Annotated in this window: 10 protein-coding genes; 4 read left to right on the forward strand and 6 right to left on the reverse strand. The window is 72.5% G+C overall.

The window, feature by feature from the left end:
• Positions 1 to 92 precede the first annotated feature (92 nt).
• Both ACIPK3_RS12115 and ACIPK3_RS12120 read right to left on the reverse strand, forming a co-directional pair.
• Positions 93 to 1,649, reverse strand: a complete 1,557-nt coding sequence (locus tag ACIPK3_RS12115; protein WP_402568696.1) for a hypothetical protein — start codon at positions 1,647 to 1,649, stop codon at positions 93 to 95.
• 136 nt (positions 1,650 to 1,785) lie between these two features.
• Complete coding sequence (locus ACIPK3_RS12120) at positions 1,786 to 4,470, reverse strand: FAD/NAD(P)-binding protein (protein ID WP_402568698.1); 2,685 nt, start codon at positions 4,468 to 4,470, stop codon at positions 1,786 to 1,788.
• 305 nt (positions 4,471 to 4,775) lie between these two features.
• Here ACIPK3_RS12120 and ACIPK3_RS12125 point away from each other — a divergent pair, with 305 nt between their 5' ends.
• From ACIPK3_RS12125 to gnd, 4 genes are all read left to right on the forward strand, one after another.
• Entirely contained in the window at positions 4,776 to 6,161 is a 1,386-nt protein-coding gene (locus ACIPK3_RS12125; RefSeq protein WP_402568700.1) for a glycoside hydrolase family 16 protein, read from the forward strand.
• 143 nt (positions 6,162 to 6,304) lie between these two features.
• Positions 6,305 to 7,879, forward strand: coding sequence for a glucose-6-phosphate dehydrogenase (gene zwf, locus ACIPK3_RS12130; RefSeq protein ID WP_402568702.1), 1,575 nt, complete (start codon positions 6,305 to 6,307; stop codon positions 7,877 to 7,879).
• The gene (gene opcA / locus ACIPK3_RS12135) at positions 7,876 to 8,802 is read left to right on the forward strand and encodes a glucose-6-phosphate dehydrogenase assembly protein OpcA (RefSeq protein WP_402568704.1); all 927 of its coding nucleotides are present in this window, start codon (positions 7,876 to 7,878) and stop codon (positions 8,800 to 8,802) included. The genes zwf and opcA overlap by 4 nt, the downstream gene beginning before the upstream one ends.
• Before the next feature lie 44 nt (positions 8,803 to 8,846).
• Complete coding sequence (gnd, locus tag ACIPK3_RS12140; protein ID WP_402568706.1) at positions 8,847 to 9,728, forward strand: phosphogluconate dehydrogenase (NAD(+)-dependent, decarboxylating); 882 nt, start codon at positions 8,847 to 8,849, stop codon at positions 9,726 to 9,728.
• A gap of 175 nt (positions 9,729 to 9,903) precedes the next feature.
• Here the strand turns inward: gnd and ACIPK3_RS12145 are convergent, their stop codons facing one another.
• Genes ACIPK3_RS12145 through wecB form a run of 4 tightly spaced genes read right to left on the reverse strand, consistent with a single transcriptional unit; the run spans position 9,904 to position 15,659 of the window.
• Positions 9,904 to 12,093, reverse strand: a complete 2,190-nt coding sequence (locus tag ACIPK3_RS12145; protein WP_402568707.1) for a glycosyltransferase — start codon at positions 12,091 to 12,093, stop codon at positions 9,904 to 9,906.
• A complete protein-coding gene (locus ACIPK3_RS12150; protein ID WP_402568709.1) occupies positions 12,090 to 13,898 on the reverse strand; it encodes a hypothetical protein in 1,809 nt (602 codons plus the stop codon). Before ACIPK3_RS12150 ends, ACIPK3_RS12145 begins: the two co-directional genes overlap by 4 nt.
• Positions 13,898 to 14,578, reverse strand: a complete 681-nt coding sequence (locus ACIPK3_RS12155) for a class I SAM-dependent methyltransferase (RefSeq protein ID WP_402568711.1) — start codon at positions 14,576 to 14,578, stop codon at positions 13,898 to 13,900. The genes ACIPK3_RS12150 and ACIPK3_RS12155 overlap by 1 nt, the downstream gene beginning before the upstream one ends.
• Positions 14,571 to 15,659 (reverse strand): non-hydrolyzing UDP-N-acetylglucosamine 2-epimerase, encoded by a 1,089-nt coding sequence (gene wecB / locus ACIPK3_RS12160; RefSeq protein ID WP_402568713.1) that lies wholly within the window; start codon positions 15,657 to 15,659, stop codon positions 14,571 to 14,573. Before wecB ends, ACIPK3_RS12155 begins: the two co-directional genes overlap by 8 nt.
• Positions 15,660 to 15,720: the final 61 nt, after the last annotated feature.

A 15,720-nucleotide genomic window follows, 5' to 3' on the forward strand; every position in this document is an offset into this window, starting at 1 on the left:
CGCACACATGCACAACCTCGCCCTCACATCATGACCAGAAGACTGTGCTCACACGCTTTGACCTGCCCAAACGCGGCCTTGTGCAACACCCTTTAGTCGTCCGCGTCGGCGATGCGGACGAGGCCGCCGACCACTCCGCTGTAGGCGGCCTTGTCCTTGCCGATCGCGATCGTCGCGTAGTGGTTGTTGTACAGCGGCCCGGTCCCGGCCAGTCGGCTCCACACCTCCTTGCCGGTGCGCAGATCGAGCGCTGTCAGGTACCAGGCGTCCGGCGCGCCGAGCAGTCCGCCGCCGGGCTTGTGGTCCAGTTCGGACGCGAGGGGATGGGTGTAGGTGTAGAGGAGGCCGTTGCCGAGCGCGCCCTTGCTGACCACGCTCGGGACACGCGCGGTGGTGTTGGCCCAGGCGATGGAGCAGCTGCGGCGGGTGTAGTCCACGTGCACCCGGGCCACGCCGGGTGTGGTGTCCGGCTGCCGGCCGCCGAGGATGCCCTTGAGCAGTGGGTGCTCGTCGAGCCTGTACCCGTAGTTGTTCTCCGCGATCAGGTCGCCGCCGACCGCGACCAGGCTGTTCTCGTCCGCGCCTTCGCCCGCGGGGAACACCGGCTGCCGGCACACCTCGGTGGGCCCGGCCTTGCCGCGGGCGGTCACGATCACGTTCATCCGGGGGTCGGCGTTGTCGGCGATCGCGATGTATCCGCCGCCGGGGCCGGACGCCGGGCCGATCAGCGTCGGGGTGGTGCCGCTGCCCTGGCTGAGCTGGCCGGGCTTCTGCCGGGTCCCGCGGTCGTACACCATGCGCCAGGTGGCCTCGGGCTCCCCGCCGTGACCCGCGTCGAAGCGGTAGAGGGCGTGGTCGCTGACGATGAACACCCCGCCGGACTCGTCCACCGCCAGGCTGTTGGCGATGCGCTCGCCGGGCAGCGCGTGCGAGGCCACCGCGCCGGTGGCCATGTCCAGCGTCCCCACCACGCCGCCGCCGGTGACGAACCACAGCCGTCCCGACCAGTCGGGCAGGGCCGAGAGGATCCCGCTGGAGCCGACCGTCGAGGACAGGTCGTAGCTGCGCTGCCTCACCAGCCGGTCGCCCTCGATGGCCACCACGCTGATGCCGCCGTCCTTGGTCGGGACGACCGCGCGGTTCCTGTTGTCGAGGTAGAAGTACCCGCCGCCGCTGACATCGGTGAAGCTGGCGGAGGCCGTGCCGGGCAGCGTCAGGGTGTCGATGGTGGCCAGCGTGCGGGGGTTGAGCAGCACCAGCTTCGGGGAGGACCCGGGCGTGATGCACACGCTGACGAGTCGGCCCCCGGAGTCGAAGGTGAGCGAGCCGCACAGCCCGGCCTGCAGCCTGCTGCGCACGGTCAGGTTCTTCCCGGAGGGGCCGCTGCCCTTGTAGGCGTCGGTCTGGTAGGCGTCGTCATGGATGTTGCTGGCCCCGTTGGGAGCCATGAACGGATGCTGCGGAACGTCGGGGGCGGCGACGGGGTCGGGAGTCACCGGCTTGCCCCGGAAGGGCTCAAGGCCGGTGCCACGTACATCGCCCGGGATCGGTATGGCGGGCAACTCGATTCCTTCGGCGGAGGCGGGCAGGGCGGTCAGGCCCACCAGGGCGGCCGTGATCAGCAGCCCCAGACTCCTCTTCCTGAGCACGGCAACTCCCGGTCATGTGTGTGTGTCGCAGGTGTGTGTCGGTGCGGCGATCGAGGAGGCTAGTGATGCTTGGGTGACAGCACAACGGGTGGATCACACATTCACAGGTTCAGCGGTCGCGCCGCCTGACATGGCGTCAAACCCGTTGCCGGCCCGGCAGTGCCGCCAGCAGCCGGCGGTCCCGGGGAGCCGGTTTGCGGTCGAGGCGGGCGTCCAGCAGACGGCGGGCCGCGTCGCAGCGGCCGTCCGCCGTCAGGGCGTACAGCAGTGTCTCCTCCACCACTTCGCGCTGTGCCGCGCTGCCGCCGACCCTGCGCAGTACGGGCAGCAGGGCGTCCAGACCGTGCGCCGCCTCCCGGAAGCGCTCCTCGACCAACGCCACGAACGCCTCGCACAGCGGGGCGACGACCTCCCGCTGCACCGGATCGGCGCCCGCCGCGTGGTCACGCAGCCGGCGCAGGGCGGGCAGGTCGCCCGCGGCGGCCAGGGCGACCGCCACGTGCAGCGCGGTGAACGCGGTCGCGGGGCGCTCCAGCACCTCGCGCTCGACCGAGTCCAGCACGTCCGCCGCGGGGAGGTCGCCCTGCCAGCTGTCGCTGAGCCGGGCCCGCCACAGCAACGACCCCGAGTCGACCAGGGCCCGTACGCCGGTCACCCGGCCGGGCGCGAGCTGGGCGAACCAGCGCCTGCGGACGGCGGCCGGGTCGTCCAGGGCCAGCTCGTGCAGGGCGATGTGCCAGGAGAAGTGCGCCCGGTGCACCGCGCCCCGGCCGCGACCGGACATCCAGCGGTCAAGCCAGTCGCGGCCCGCCTCGTGCGTGCCGGACTCGTAGTGGACATGGGCCAGGGCGTGCACGGCGTGTCCGGAGGCGGGTTCGACGGCCAGTGCCCGGTGGGCGAGTTCACCGGCCTCGTGCAGTCGGCCCTGCCCCTGGCGCAGGAAGGCGAGCAGCGAGGTGTGGAACCAGTGTCCGTCGTAGGCGGGCGATGTCAGGTCGAGCAGGGCGATCGCGTCGTCGTCGTGCAGGTCGTTCACTCCGGAGAAGGCGATGGTGGGGACGGCGGCGGCGAGCGCGAGCGCGTCGCCGGGGTGTGCCCGCAGATGGCGTACGAGTGCCTCGTCCCCGTCGTCACCGGTGATCCGACGGGTGACCACGTCCACGAAGGAACGCTCGCGTTCGTCGGCGCGTTCGCGGGCCGAACGCTGGGCGTCGGCGAGGGCGCGCGGCACATCGACGGCGGCCTGGCACTCGTGGCCCAGCAGGGCGAGGGCGGCGTGACCGAGGGCGAATCCGGGATCGAGGGCGACTGCGCGGGCGAACGCGTCCTGGGCTCCGGAGCGGACCTTCTGCACACGCTCGAGTCCGCTGCGGTGGGCGGCTGCGGCCTCGGCATGGGTGGACAGGGCGAGTCCCTGCCCGTCGACGGGCCGGCGGCCGCCGCGCGGTTTCCGGGCGAGCGGGGCCACCAGCCGCTGGGCCAACTCGGCTGCCTGGACGCGGATCTCGGGGATCGCGGTGGTCTCCCACAGTTCGCCGCGGCGCGGTGCGCCGAGGGTGAACAGCGGGAGCCCGGTGCGACCCCCGGCGTCCAGGAGCCTGCCGTCACGGGTGGCAACGCCCATGCCGAGCGGGCCGGGCACGGCCGCGCCGGACGCGAACAGCGTGCGCCACAGCGGGTCGTCCATGCGCCGACCCGGACCGGTGCAGTCGATCACCCAGGCGACCTGGAGGGTGCGGCCGCCGGAGAGCTCGACCGCGAGGGTGCCGTCCGCGCGTTCGGTGGCGCGTACCACCGCGCCGGTGTGCACGTGCAGCCGACGGGCGGTCCGGGCGCGGGAGACGCGTTCGGCGGTGGCGGGCGCCATGCGGTGGCGGTGTGTGTTCCACAGGGAGCCCTCCCTGGCGAGGAACTCCTCGCGTTCCTCGGGGGTGAGGCTGCGCCACAGCCGGACGGTGTGCGGGCGCAGGCTGTCCAGTCCGGGGCGCCAGTCGCCGTGGATGCGGACCGAGCGGCTGAGGTGACGGTAGACGGCCCGGCGCAGCCTGCCGAGGGAGGTGTCGTCGTAGAGGTTCTCGGGCGCGGGCATCACCCCGGCCGGGCCGAGTGCGTGCGGCTGGGGCAGCAGGCCGCCGCGGGAGAGGGCGTGCACGGTGCGGCCGGACCGGTCGAGGGTCAGGGCGAGGTCGACGGCGGTCAACCCGGTGCCGACGAGCAGCACGTCACCGTCGCTCTCCCGGGGTCCGTCCAGGGCGCCCGGAGTCCAGGGCGAGCCGAGGAAGCGGGGCGAGTCGCGCAGGGCGGGCGGGGCCCAGGCCGCGGTCGCGGCGGCGGGGCCGGTGGCGAGGACGGCGGCGTCGGCGAGCAGGTGCCGGCCGTCGGCGAGGTGGAGTGCCACCCGGTCGCCGGGGGTGCCGGCGCAGCCCTCGGCGCGGGTGCGCAGCCGGCTGACGGAGACCGTGCCGTGGGAGCGGACGACGGCCTGGCCGAGGGTGTCGGCGAGGTAGGCGCCGTAGCGGTAGCGGGTGGCGAAGTCGGCTGTCGTGACCGCCGGTTCGCCGTGCCGGCACAGCCAGCGCAGGAAGTGGCCGGGGTCGTCGGGGTAGGCGCTCATGCCGCCCGCGGGCACATTGAGGCGGTGGCGCGGGTCGGGGGTCGCGTAGGCGGTGCCGCGGCCCGCCTCGGAAGCCGGGTCGACCAGGACGATGTCGAGGGTGGTCCGGCGGCGGGCCGCCGTCTCGCAGAGCTGGACGGCGGTCAGGGCGCCCGCCGCGCCCGCTCCGACGATGGCCACGGTGGGCCGCTTGCGGACTTCGGACACGGATACCTCCGGCGAGGATCGGCCAACTGCTGCGGACTGGTTCGATGAGACTGCGGGGACACCCGTGAGCAGTTCATACCGTGTTCGCGGGCGGCGCCGCGCGGTGAACCGCGTTTTCCGGCCGTCCCGCCCGCGAGCGTGGCCGCATCGGGTGAACTCCCTTGGAAATGAGTGACTTTCCTTGCTCCAACGCTTGACGGTCGACGCGGCCGGGAGCACATTGGGCCCAATTTGAGAGCGCTCTCACCCAGTGGTCCCAACGGATCCCCCCAACGCACCATCCACTCCGTGTCCTGGAGGCCCCCATGCGTGAACCCTCCGGTACTCCCGCACGGCGGCGCACCCTCGTCGCCGTCCTGGCCACCCTCGCCCTTGCGGCCGTGTCCGCCACGGCCGCGACCCTGCCCGCCGACGCCTCGGCCCCCACTCCCCCCTCGGGCTGGACCCAGGTCTTCCTGGACGACTTCAACGGGCCGGCCGGTTCCGGGGTCGACACCGCGAACTGGCAGTACGACAAAGGCACTTCGTATCCCGGCGGCCCCGCCAACTGGGGCACCGGCGAGGTCGAGACGATGACCGCCGGCACCGGCAACGTGTCGCTGGACGGCGGCGGCAACCTGCGCATCACCCCGCTGCGCGACTCGGCCGGACGCTGGACCTCGGGCCGTATCGAGACCACCCGCACCGACTTCCAGCCCCCGTCCGGAGGAAAGCTGCGTGTGGAGGCCCGCATCCAGATGCCGAACGTCACCGGTGTCGCGGCCGAGGGCTACTGGCCGGCGTTCTGGACGCTGGGCGCGCCGTACCGCGGCAACTACCAGAACTGGCCGGGGGTCGGCGAGCTGGACATCATGGAGAACGTCCAGGGGCTGAACAGGGTCTGGGCCACCATGCACTGCGGCACCAGTCCGGGCGGCCCCTGCAACGAGACCACCGGCATCGGCAACTCCGTCCCCTGTCCGGGCGGCACCTGCCAGTCGGGCTTCCACACCTACACGATGGAGTGGGACCGGTCGGTGAGCCCCGAGGCCATCCGCTTCTCCGTCGACGGGATGACCTACCACACCGTGACGGCGAATCAGGTCGACGCGACGACCTGGGCGAACGCGACCGGTCACGGCTACTTCGTCATCCTGAACGTGGCGATGGGCGGCGGCTTCCCGGACGCGCTGGGCGGCGGTCTGGACGGGGACACCCAGCCCGGTCACCCGATGGTCGTGGACTACGTCCAGGTGCTGCGGTCCGGCGGGGGCGGCACCACTCCCCCGCCCACGGGCGGCCGGGACGCCTACGGCACCATCCAGGCCGAGTCGTACGACGGCCAGTCCGGCGTCGCCACCGAGGCGACCACGGACACCGGCGGCGGCCAGAACCTGGGCTGGCTCACCAACGGCGACTGGGCCCTGTACCGGGGCGTGGACTTCGGTTCGACGCCGGCCCGGCAGTTCCGCGCGCGGGTGGCGAGCGGTGCCGGCGCGGGCGTGAGCGGTCTGGTGGAGGTGCGGCTCGACAGCCGGTCCAACGCGCCCGTCGGCAGTTTCGCGGTGGCGAACACGGGCGGCTGGCAGTCGTGGCGGACGGTCCCCGCCAACATCGGCGGCGTCACCGGCACGCATGACGTGTATCTGACGTTCACCAGCGGGCAGCCGGCGGACTTCGTGAACGTGAACTGGTTCGGGTTCGCTCACTGATCCGCCAGGAGCCACGTCCGCTTCGTCCGTCCGTGCGGGCCCGGGGCCCGATCGGGACCGTAACCCGTTTCACGGGGTACCGCTTCACTGGTGATGCTTCACAGGTGAAGCGGTGATCACGGGACCGAGGGAGCTGACGCACGATGAGCACGAGCCTCGCCGAGAGGACCGAGTGGGACGAGGGCGACGAGGGGGCCTCGTGGACCAACCCCCTGCGTGACCCCCGCGACCGGCGGCTGCCCCGGGTCGCCGGCTCGTCCGGTCTGGTGATCTTCGGTGTCACCGGTGACCTGTCCCGCAAGAAGCTGATGCCCGCCGTGTACGACCTGGCCAACCGCGGCCTGCTGCCACCGGGCTTCTCCCTGGTCGGCTTCGCCCGCCGGGACTGGGAGCACCAGGACTTCGCCGAGGTGGTGCACGACGCGGTGCGCGAGCACGCGCGCACCCCGTTCCGCGAGGAGGTGTGGCAGCAGCTCGCCGAGGGCATGCGGTTCATCCCCGGCGACTTCGACGACGACACGGCGTTCAAACAGCTGCGCGATGCCGTCGAGGAGCTGGACACCTCCCGGGGCACCGGCGGCAACTTCGCCTTCTACCTCTCGGTGCCGCCGAAGTTCTTCCCCAAGGTGGTACGGCAGCTGAAGAAGCACGGACTCGCCGCCGCGCCGAAGGGCTCCTGGCGGCGCGCGGTCATCGAAAAGCCGTTCGGTCACGACCTGAAGTCGGCCAAGGCGCTCAACGCGGTCGTGAACGACGTCTTCGAGCCCGACGAGGTGTTCCGGATCGACCACTACCTCGGCAAGGAGACCGTTCAGAACATCCTGGCGCTGCGCTTCGCCAACACGATGTACGAGCCGGTCTGGAACCGCTCTTACGTGGACCATGTGCAGATCACCATGGCCGAGGACATCGGCATCGGCGGCCGGGCGGGCTACTACGACGGCATCGGCTCGGCCCGGGACGTCATCCAGAACCACCTGTTGCAGCTGATGGCGCTCACCACGATGGAGGAGCCCATCGCGTTCGACGCGGACGCGCTGCTCACCGAGAAGCTCAAGGTGCTGAAGTCGGTACGACTGCCCGAGGACCTGGGCGCGTACACCGTGCGCGGACAGTACGCGGAGGGGTGGCAGGGCGGCGAGAAGGTGCCCGGCTATCTCCAGGAGGACGGCATCGACCCCGAGTCGAGAACCGACACCTACGCGGCGGTCAGGCTGGGGATCGACAACCGCCGCTGGGCGGGGGTCCCGTTCTATCTGCGCACCGGCAAGCGGCTCGGCCGCCGGGTCACCGAGATCGCGGTGGTCTTCAAACGGGCCCCGCACTCGCCGTTCGACTCCACGGCCACCGAGGAGCTGGGGCAGAACGCGATCGTCATCCGGGTCCAGCCCGACGAGGGCATGACCGTGCGGTTCGGCTCCAAGGTGCCCGGCACCTCGATGGAGATCCGGGACGTGTCCATGGACTTCGCCTACGGCGAGTCGTTCACCGAGTCCAGCCCGGAGGCGTACGAGCGTCTCATCCTGGATGTACTGCTGGGCGACGCCAACCTGTTCCCCCGTCACCAGGAGGTGGAAGAGTCCTGGAAGATCCTCGACCCGATCGAGGTTCACTGGGCGGCACACGGCAGTCCGGCGCAGTACGCGTCGGGCGGCTGGGGACCCGAGGAAGCGGACGAGATGCTCGCACGAGACGGACGGAGCTGGCGCAGGCCATGAAGATCGACCTGACCGACACCACGGCAAGCAAGATCAACAAGGCGCTGGTGCAGGGCCGGCGCGCCATCGGCACCCCGGCCGTGGGCATGGTCCTGACGATGGTGATCGTCACGGACGAGGAGAACGCGTACGACTCGATCAAGGCGGCCGAGGAAGCCTCCCACGAGCACCCCTCGCGCACCCTGGTCGTCATCAAGCGGCACGCCCGCTCCCCACGCGAACGCACCCAGTCCCGGCTCGACGCGGAGGTCCGGGTCGGCTCCGAGGCCGGCGCCGGCGAGACGGTCGTCCTGCGGACCTTCGGCGAGGTGTCCGACCACGCCGACTCCGTGGTGCTGCCGCTGCTGCTGCCGGACGCGCCGGTCGTCGTGTGGTGGCCGGTGGACGCGCCGGACGTGCCCGCGAAGGACCCGCTGGGTGCCCTGGCGCAACGCAGGATCACCGACATGTACGCCGTCGAGCACCCGCTGGGTGCCCTGGAGGCCCGCGTCCGCTCCTACGCGCCCGGCGACACCGACCTCGCCTGGACCAGGCTCACCCCGTGGCGGTCGATGCTGGCCGCCGCGCTCGACCAGGCCCGCGTCGAGATCATCTCCGCGGCGGTCGAGAGCGAGGCCGAGAACCCCAGCGCCGAGTTGCTCGCCCGCTGGCTGGAGGCCCGGCTGCGGGTACCGGTCGAGCGGGTCGTCACCGCGGGTCCGGTCGTCACGGCGGTACGCCTGGGCACCGCCAACGGCGACATCGTCATCGACCGCCCCGAGGGACCCCTGGCCACGCTGACCCTGCCGGGCCAGCCGCCGCGCACCCTCGCCCTGAAGGTCCGGCCGACCTCGGAACTGATCGCGGAGGAGCTGCGCCGCCTGGACGCCGACGAGATGTACGCGATCGCACTGCGCGGAGAGGGTGCCAAGGAAAACGCCTGACCTGACTGACCTGAGCCCCACGAACGATCGGGAAGTGAACTGACATGCAGATCGGACTCATCGGCCTCGGCAAGATGGGCGGCAACATGCGCGAGCGGATCCGCCGCGCCGGCCACACCGTCTACGGCTACGACCGCAACCCCCAGCTCTCCGACGTCGCCGACCTGAGCGAACTGGTCGCGCGGCTCGACGCCCCCCGGGTGGTCTGGGTGATGGTCCCGGCCGGCGCCGCCACCCAGTCCACCGTCGACGAGCTGGGCGAACTGCTGGAGGCCGGCGACACCGTCGTGGACGGCGGCAACTCCCGCTGGACGGACGACGAGAAGCACGCCGCGGAACTCGGCGCCAGGGGGATCGGGTTCGTGGACGCGGGCGTCTCCGGCGGCGTCTGGGGACTCCAGAACGGCTACGCCCTGATGGTCGGCGGCGACGAGCAGCACGTCGAGCGGCTCCAGCCGATCTTCGAGGCGCTCAAGCCGGAAGGACCGTACGGCTATGTCCACGCCGGGAAGGTCGGCGCCGGGCACTTCTCCAAGATGGTCCACAACGGCATCGAGTACGCCATGATGCAGGCCTACGCCGAGGGCTGGGAGCTGCTGGAGAAGGTCGACTCGGTGGACAACGTCCGCGAGGTGTTCCGCTCCTGGCAGGACGGCACGGTAATCCGCTCCTGGCTGCTCGACCTCGCCGTCGACGCCCTCGACAAGGACGAACACCTGGAGAAGCTGAAGGGGTTCGCCCAGGACTCCGGCGAGGGCCGCTGGACGGTCGAGGCGGCCATCGACAACGCCGTACCCCTCCCCGCGATCACCGCCTCCCTCTTCGCCCGCTTCGCCTCCCGCCAGGACGACTCCCCCCAGATGAAGATGATCGCCGCCCTGCGCAACCAGTTCGGCGGACATGCGGTGGAGGAGTCCGGACAGTGAACCCCGGCGTCCCGCACTGACGTTGAGGTCCCGTGGGTCCGCTCGCCTCCCTCTCGGTCCCGTGCCTCCGAGGACGCTCCGGCACGGAGGGGAAGCGAGCGGCCCCTCGCCTTTTGCAATGGCTCCGGCGAGAGCGGAGTGACCGCTTGGTCGTCCGGGCCGTGGGCCGAGCGGTTCAGTCGGCCACCAGCAGGTCCGTCCAGGTTGCCGCCACCCGTTCCAGTGCGAAGGACTCGCGGGCCTGGGTTCGGGCCAGGGCTGCTGCTTCGTGCCAGGGCTTTGGGTCGGTCAGGGTGGTGATCGCCTCTGCCATGGCCTCGGGGTGGGCGTGGATCCAGCGTCGGTCGTAGATCTCGTCTGCGCCCGGCCAGGGCAGCAGTGCCGGTACGGCGCCGGAGGCCATGCCCTCGGCGGGGGCGAGGTGGAAGCTCTCGTCGTCGCTGGTGGACAGGACGTGGCCGATACGTCGTAGCCAGGCGGGCACGTCCGCGCCGAACTCGTCGAAGACGACGGCGCCCTCGAGCAGCGGGGAGGTCTGCATACGGCGCAGGATCTCGTCGTAGTGGGCGCGTTCCTCGGGCTTGTTCCAGATCCACCAGTACTCCCACGGCGGCTTGGACTTCACCGAGAGCTGCCAGCGCCGGTCCCGGGCGCGGAGTGTCTCCAGGACGTCCAGGCCGAGGTCGAGGCGTTTGCGGCTGGGCGCGATACCGATCATGCCCAGGCGGAAGCGGGCTCCCGGCGCCTTCGGGCGGTCGAGCTGCTCGGTGTCCACCCAGTTGGGGACCACCGTGACCTTCTCCTCGGGCCAGCCGGTGCGTTCGACGGTGCGGCGGCGGTAGTAGGGGCTCACGCACACGACCTGGTCGACCGCGTCGATGTCGACCTGGAGCGGCCAGTCGGCGTCCAGTTCGAACCGGTGCAGCCGTACCACGAGCCGGCTGCCGGGCCGCTTGTGACGGCTGTACCAGACCGCGGCAGGTCCGCACCACTCGACGACCACCACGTCCGCCCAGTGCGCGAGTTCGCGGCTCTCGGCCGGGTCGTGGCGGGCCAGCGCGGGCCAGGCGTCCACGCGTACGTCGAGTCCGGGAAGGGAGTGGAAGTGGTCGAGAAGACGGGTGAGGAATTTCAGGTCGTGGCCCGCGATGCCGACCCGTAGTGGGCGCGGGCGGGCGGTCACCGAGGGAGGTGCGGCGGGGAAGGCCCGGTCGAGATGTGCGCGCCAGCGGGTGGCGGCGGCGTCGAGGGTGTGCCGTTCGGCGGCGGTACGGCAGCGGGCGGCGGCCAGTTGACGGGCCGAGCGGTCCCGGGCGGCCAGCGTCACGGCCGCCGCGGCGTCCGCGAGTTCGGCCCGGCCGGGGACGTAGAGCGGATAGTCGGTGCCGAGCAGTGCCTCGTGAGCGGGGGTGCGGTTGAGCACGACGGGCAGCCCCAGCGCTCCGAACTCCAGCACCTTGGTGGACAGTTCGAGGCTCGCGTCGAGCTCGGGGTCGCGCCAGCCGAGGCCGAGGTCGCAGTCGGCGGCGATGCGCATGGCTTCCTCGCGGGGTTGTCCGCCGTGGTGCCGTACGCCCGAAGCGCCGCCGTGCAGGGCCTGTTCCATGGCCTCCCGGAACCCGGGGTGGGACGCGTCGTCGTGGATCTTGTCGCCCACGGTGTGGAGTTCGGCGCGGACTCCCCGCTCGGCGAGCAGAGCGGGCAGCCTGGTCATGGGGAGGGTGTTCCACAGGGGTGCGAACTTGCCGGTGTACACGAGGCGCAGTGGGTCGTGCGGGCGGTCGTGGTCCGGTGGCGGGAAGCCGGGCTCCGGTACGGCGGGCGGCGCCAGTACGCACCGGCCGGCCGCCCCCGGCAGCCACGCCTCCAGGAAGCACCGCAACTCTTCTGTCTGGCAGAGAAGTTGGCGGGAGGCTGCGGCGATGCCGGTCAGTTCCGCCCGGGCCGTCTCGGTCATCGCGGCCGCGGACTGCGGGATGTCGGTGAGGTAGGCCCAGATACGGCCGTCGAAGCAGCCGTCGGCGACCACCCGGCCGACGAGTCTGCGGCCGCGCAGCACCAGGAGGTCGCAGGGCTCCTCCTGGTCGAGCCGGGCGAGCAGCCGTGAGGCCTGGGCCGGTGACAGGGGCCGGCCGGGCTGCCCTTCGACCAGCCGCTCCTCATGGGGCCGTACCAGGGTCACCCCGGGCAGTCCGGCCAGCGGGTCGGTTAGCCGGCCGGTGCGCACCGGGGCCTTGAGGACGAGCCGGACCTCGCATCCGGCGCGGGCGAGGGCCTGGACGGTCGACTGGGCCCAGACGGCGGAGCCGTCGATGAGGTTGAGGTCCACGTCGCCGTAGACCAGTGCCCTGGGCATGCGGCTCATGACGGCTCCTTGGCGCGTACGGCGAACAGACGGTGTCCCAGGGCGGACCAGGCCTCGGGCGGGGTGCCCGCCCGGTGCAGCGCCAGGCGGACCAACTGCGGACGCAGGGCGGCCACGAACGTGTAGTCGTCGTCGGCCGGCGTACGTCCCAACGCGTCCGCGCCCGAGTACTCCTGAGCGCACATCAGGTCCAGCAGGAAGGTGTCCGGGCGGTCCTCGGCGGGGTCGGTCCAGTCGGCGACCCAGGCGGTGGTGGGCGTGCCGGTGCGCACGGGGACGCCTGCGGCGGCGAGTTCGTCCAGGCCCGCCGGGTCGGGCACGACCACCTCGGCGGGGCGCAGCCGCTGGCCGAGGATCTGGGCGGTCAGGCGGGCCCGTCCGGCCGCGTCGCGCGGGTCGGCCAGGACGGCGATCCGGCGGCCGTCCAGCGGGTCGGGGGCGCCGGCCAGCCGGGCCAGGGCGGCGAGCCGCAGGCGGGTGCTGTCGCGCAGGAACACCTCGCGCATCCAGTCGCGGCCGCGTTCGGCGGGGTCGAGCCCGGCGAGCCGTACGCCGGTGTTCGCGTCGAGCACGGCGTCCCAGGTGAAGCGGGCGAGGCCGGGTGCGGTCGTCGGCGGAGCGTCCCGCCACAGGACGGCGGCCCGGCCGGACGCCCTTGCCTCGGTGAGGAGTTCGGCGAGTCTGCGGTCCAGGTCGGGCGCGAAGCCGGTGCCGGTGAGGGACCAGGGGCCGTGGCCGGTGCAGGCGCTGAGCTGTACCACGACGGCGTCGGGATCGGTGCGCCGGACGAGGAGGCCGCCGTCGTGCGGCAGCGCGCGGTTGACCACCGCGTCCGCCGCGAAGTCCGCGGCGGTGTCGTCGGTGAGCACACCGACGACGACGAAACGGTCGCGGGGGGTGGAGGTCAGGGCCCGGTGGGCGAGGTGGAGGCGGTCGTCGGACACCAGGGGAGCGGTGTCGGCGAACGCCGGGCCGACCGTGGGGGCGGGATGCTTCGCTCCGGACCGCCGGCCGCGCCACAGGCCGTACAACTCCCTGGGCAGGCCGGGGACTCCGCGCCGGGGTGCCCTTGCCGCGGAGACCAGGGCCCGTCCCACCCTGAGCGAGGTCGAGCCCTCCAGCATGGCCACGCGGGCCTCCAGGAGGTCCACCCGGTCGCGGGCCCCGCGCAGGGCGGAGGCCAGCTGTTCCTTCTCCCGGACGGCGGCGGCGAGCCGGTCGGCGAGCCCGTCCTGGCCGCCCGGGTCGCGGGCCGCCTCCGCCTCCTCCGCCCGCCGTTCCAGGTCGAGGACACGGGCGCGCAGGGAGCGGGAGACGAGGTCGGCGAGGACGTACTCGTCGGCGATCCGCAACGCGGTGGCGAAGCCCTCCGAGGGCACCGGCCGGCCGAACCAGTCGTGCGGCGGGAGGAGTTCGTCGGTGCGGGTGAACACGGCCCCCGCGTGCAGATGGGCGTAGTCGAGGTGGGTGGCGCGCAGCACCTGGCAGCGGTGGGTCACCAGGCCGTCGAGAAGCCGGTGGTAGGGCGGTTCGGGCCCGGGGTGGCCGAAGAGGAGCAGTCCGCGCGCGCCGGGTCGCAGGCGTTCGAGTGCGGCGAGGCAGTCGGCCTCGGTGCCGTGCAGGGCGGGGTCGGGGCCGTAGGACAGGATCACCAGTTCACCCGCGCCGACGGGGCGTTGCCCGGCGGTCAGGGTGACGCCGTCGGGCAGGTGGAGGTAGGGCTCCAGGCACAGCGTGCCGGTGGTGGCGTCCACGACCGTGGTGACGCCGTCCAGATGGGGGTGGAGCAGATCGGTCAGGCGCATCAGCGGGTCCTCGTGAAGACGTGGAAGCCGACCCGGTTCTCCCGGAAGCCGTAGGGCCGGAACTCGGTGTGCCGCAGCCCGAGGGGTTCGAGTTCATCCCGGTAGGCGGCTGTCGGGCGGTGCAGGATGTAGTCGCCGAGGGCACGGCGGCCGGGGTTGTCCTCGTCGGTGAGGACGAGTCGTCCGGTGATCCGGACCAGGGAGGCGAGGTTGCGCAGTGCGGCCGCCCACGTGGGGTCGTCGAGCACGTGGAAGAGGACGTCGACGCAGATCACGACGTCGTACGGCCAAGGGCTGCGCCAGGTGTCGAGGCGGGCCTCGGCGTAGCGTGGTCCGCCGCCCTCGGCGCGGGCCCGTGCGATGGCCGCACCGCTGGTGTCGAAGGCGTCGACGCGGTGGCCGCAGCGGGCCAGGGCGCGGGCGAAGTGGCCCTTGCCGCAGCCCGCGTCGAGTGTGAAGAGCGGGGCCGCGGGGCTGGTGAGGTCGCCGACGAGGGACAGGAGCTGGCCGGTGCGGAGCGTGTAGAAGAGTTCGTTGCCCGCGCGGTCGAGGCCGATGTGGCCGCCGGAGGCGAGGTCGTCGTGCTCGCGGTGGCGGGTGTCCCAGTAGGCGAGCGGATGCTCGGTCATGGCAACCTCGCTGACCGGCCCGGTCGCGGACTCGCTCACGGACTCAGTCATGGTGTTCCAGGTGGCGGGTGAGGACACGGGCGATCCGGGGCCCGGACCTGCCGTCCCACAGTGGTGGGCCCTCGCCGGGTGCCGGGCGGCCGCCGTCGAGCGTCTTGCGCAGCGCGGGGACCAGTTCGGTGTGCGTGACCAGGCGGTTGGTGCCGTGGGTGAGGGTGACGGGGCGTTCGGTGGTGGTGCGCAGGGTCAGGCAGGGCACACCGAGGACGGTGGTCTCCTCCTGTACCCCGCCGGAGTCGGTGATGACGGCGGCCGCACCGCGGACGAGGCTCATGAACTCGATGTAGCCGAGCGGTTCGAGGAGGTGCACCCCGGGTGCGCCGTCCAGGCCTGCCGCGCGCAGTGCCTCCCGGCCGCGCGGGTGCAGCGGTACGACCAGGTCGAGATGGCGGGCCGCCTCGGTGAGGGCGCGGGCGGCGGCGCGGGCGGCCTCGGGGTCGTCGACGTTGGCGGGGCGGTGCAGGGTGACCACCCCGTGGCGTTCCGGGAGTCCGTGGGCGGCACGGGCGGCGACCGGGTCGAACAGGTGCAGGTGGCCGAGGAGGGTGTCGATCATCGGGTTGCCGACGAAGTGGACTCGGGCGGGGTCGGCGCCTTCGCGGGCGAGGTGGCCGACGGCCTCCGGGCTGGTGGCGAACAGCAGCTCGGCGAGCTGGTCGACCAGGCGCCGGTTGACCTCTTCGGGCATCGTCATGTCGAAGCTGCGCAGGCCCGCCTCCACGTGGGCCACCGGGATGCCGAGTTTCGCGGCGGCCAGGGCGGCGGCGAGCGTGGAGTTGACGTCGCCGTACACGACGACGAGCGCCGGTGCGCGGGCGGTCAGTTCGGCTTCCAGGGCCACCAGCAGGTCGGCGGTCTGCCGGGCGTGGCTGCCGGAGCCCACGCCGAGGTCGGTGTCCGGTTCGGGCAGCCCCAGCTGGCAGAAGAACACGTGGGACATCCGGGCGTCGTAGTGCTGTCCGGTGTGCACCAGCACCTGGTCGTGACCCGCCGCGTCGAGCGCGGCGACGACGGGTGCCGCCTTGACGAAGTTGGGCCGGGTGCCGACCACATGGAGTATTCGGCCGGTCATGTCGTCACCTCCCGTGGGCGCCCGGCCGTCCGGGCCCCGGCGCGGCCGGACGGCCGGTCCG

The organism is Streptomyces sp. NPDC086787 (genome assembly GCF_044745865.1).
Taxonomy (GTDB): Bacteria; Actinomycetota; Actinomycetes; order Streptomycetales; family Streptomycetaceae; genus Streptomyces.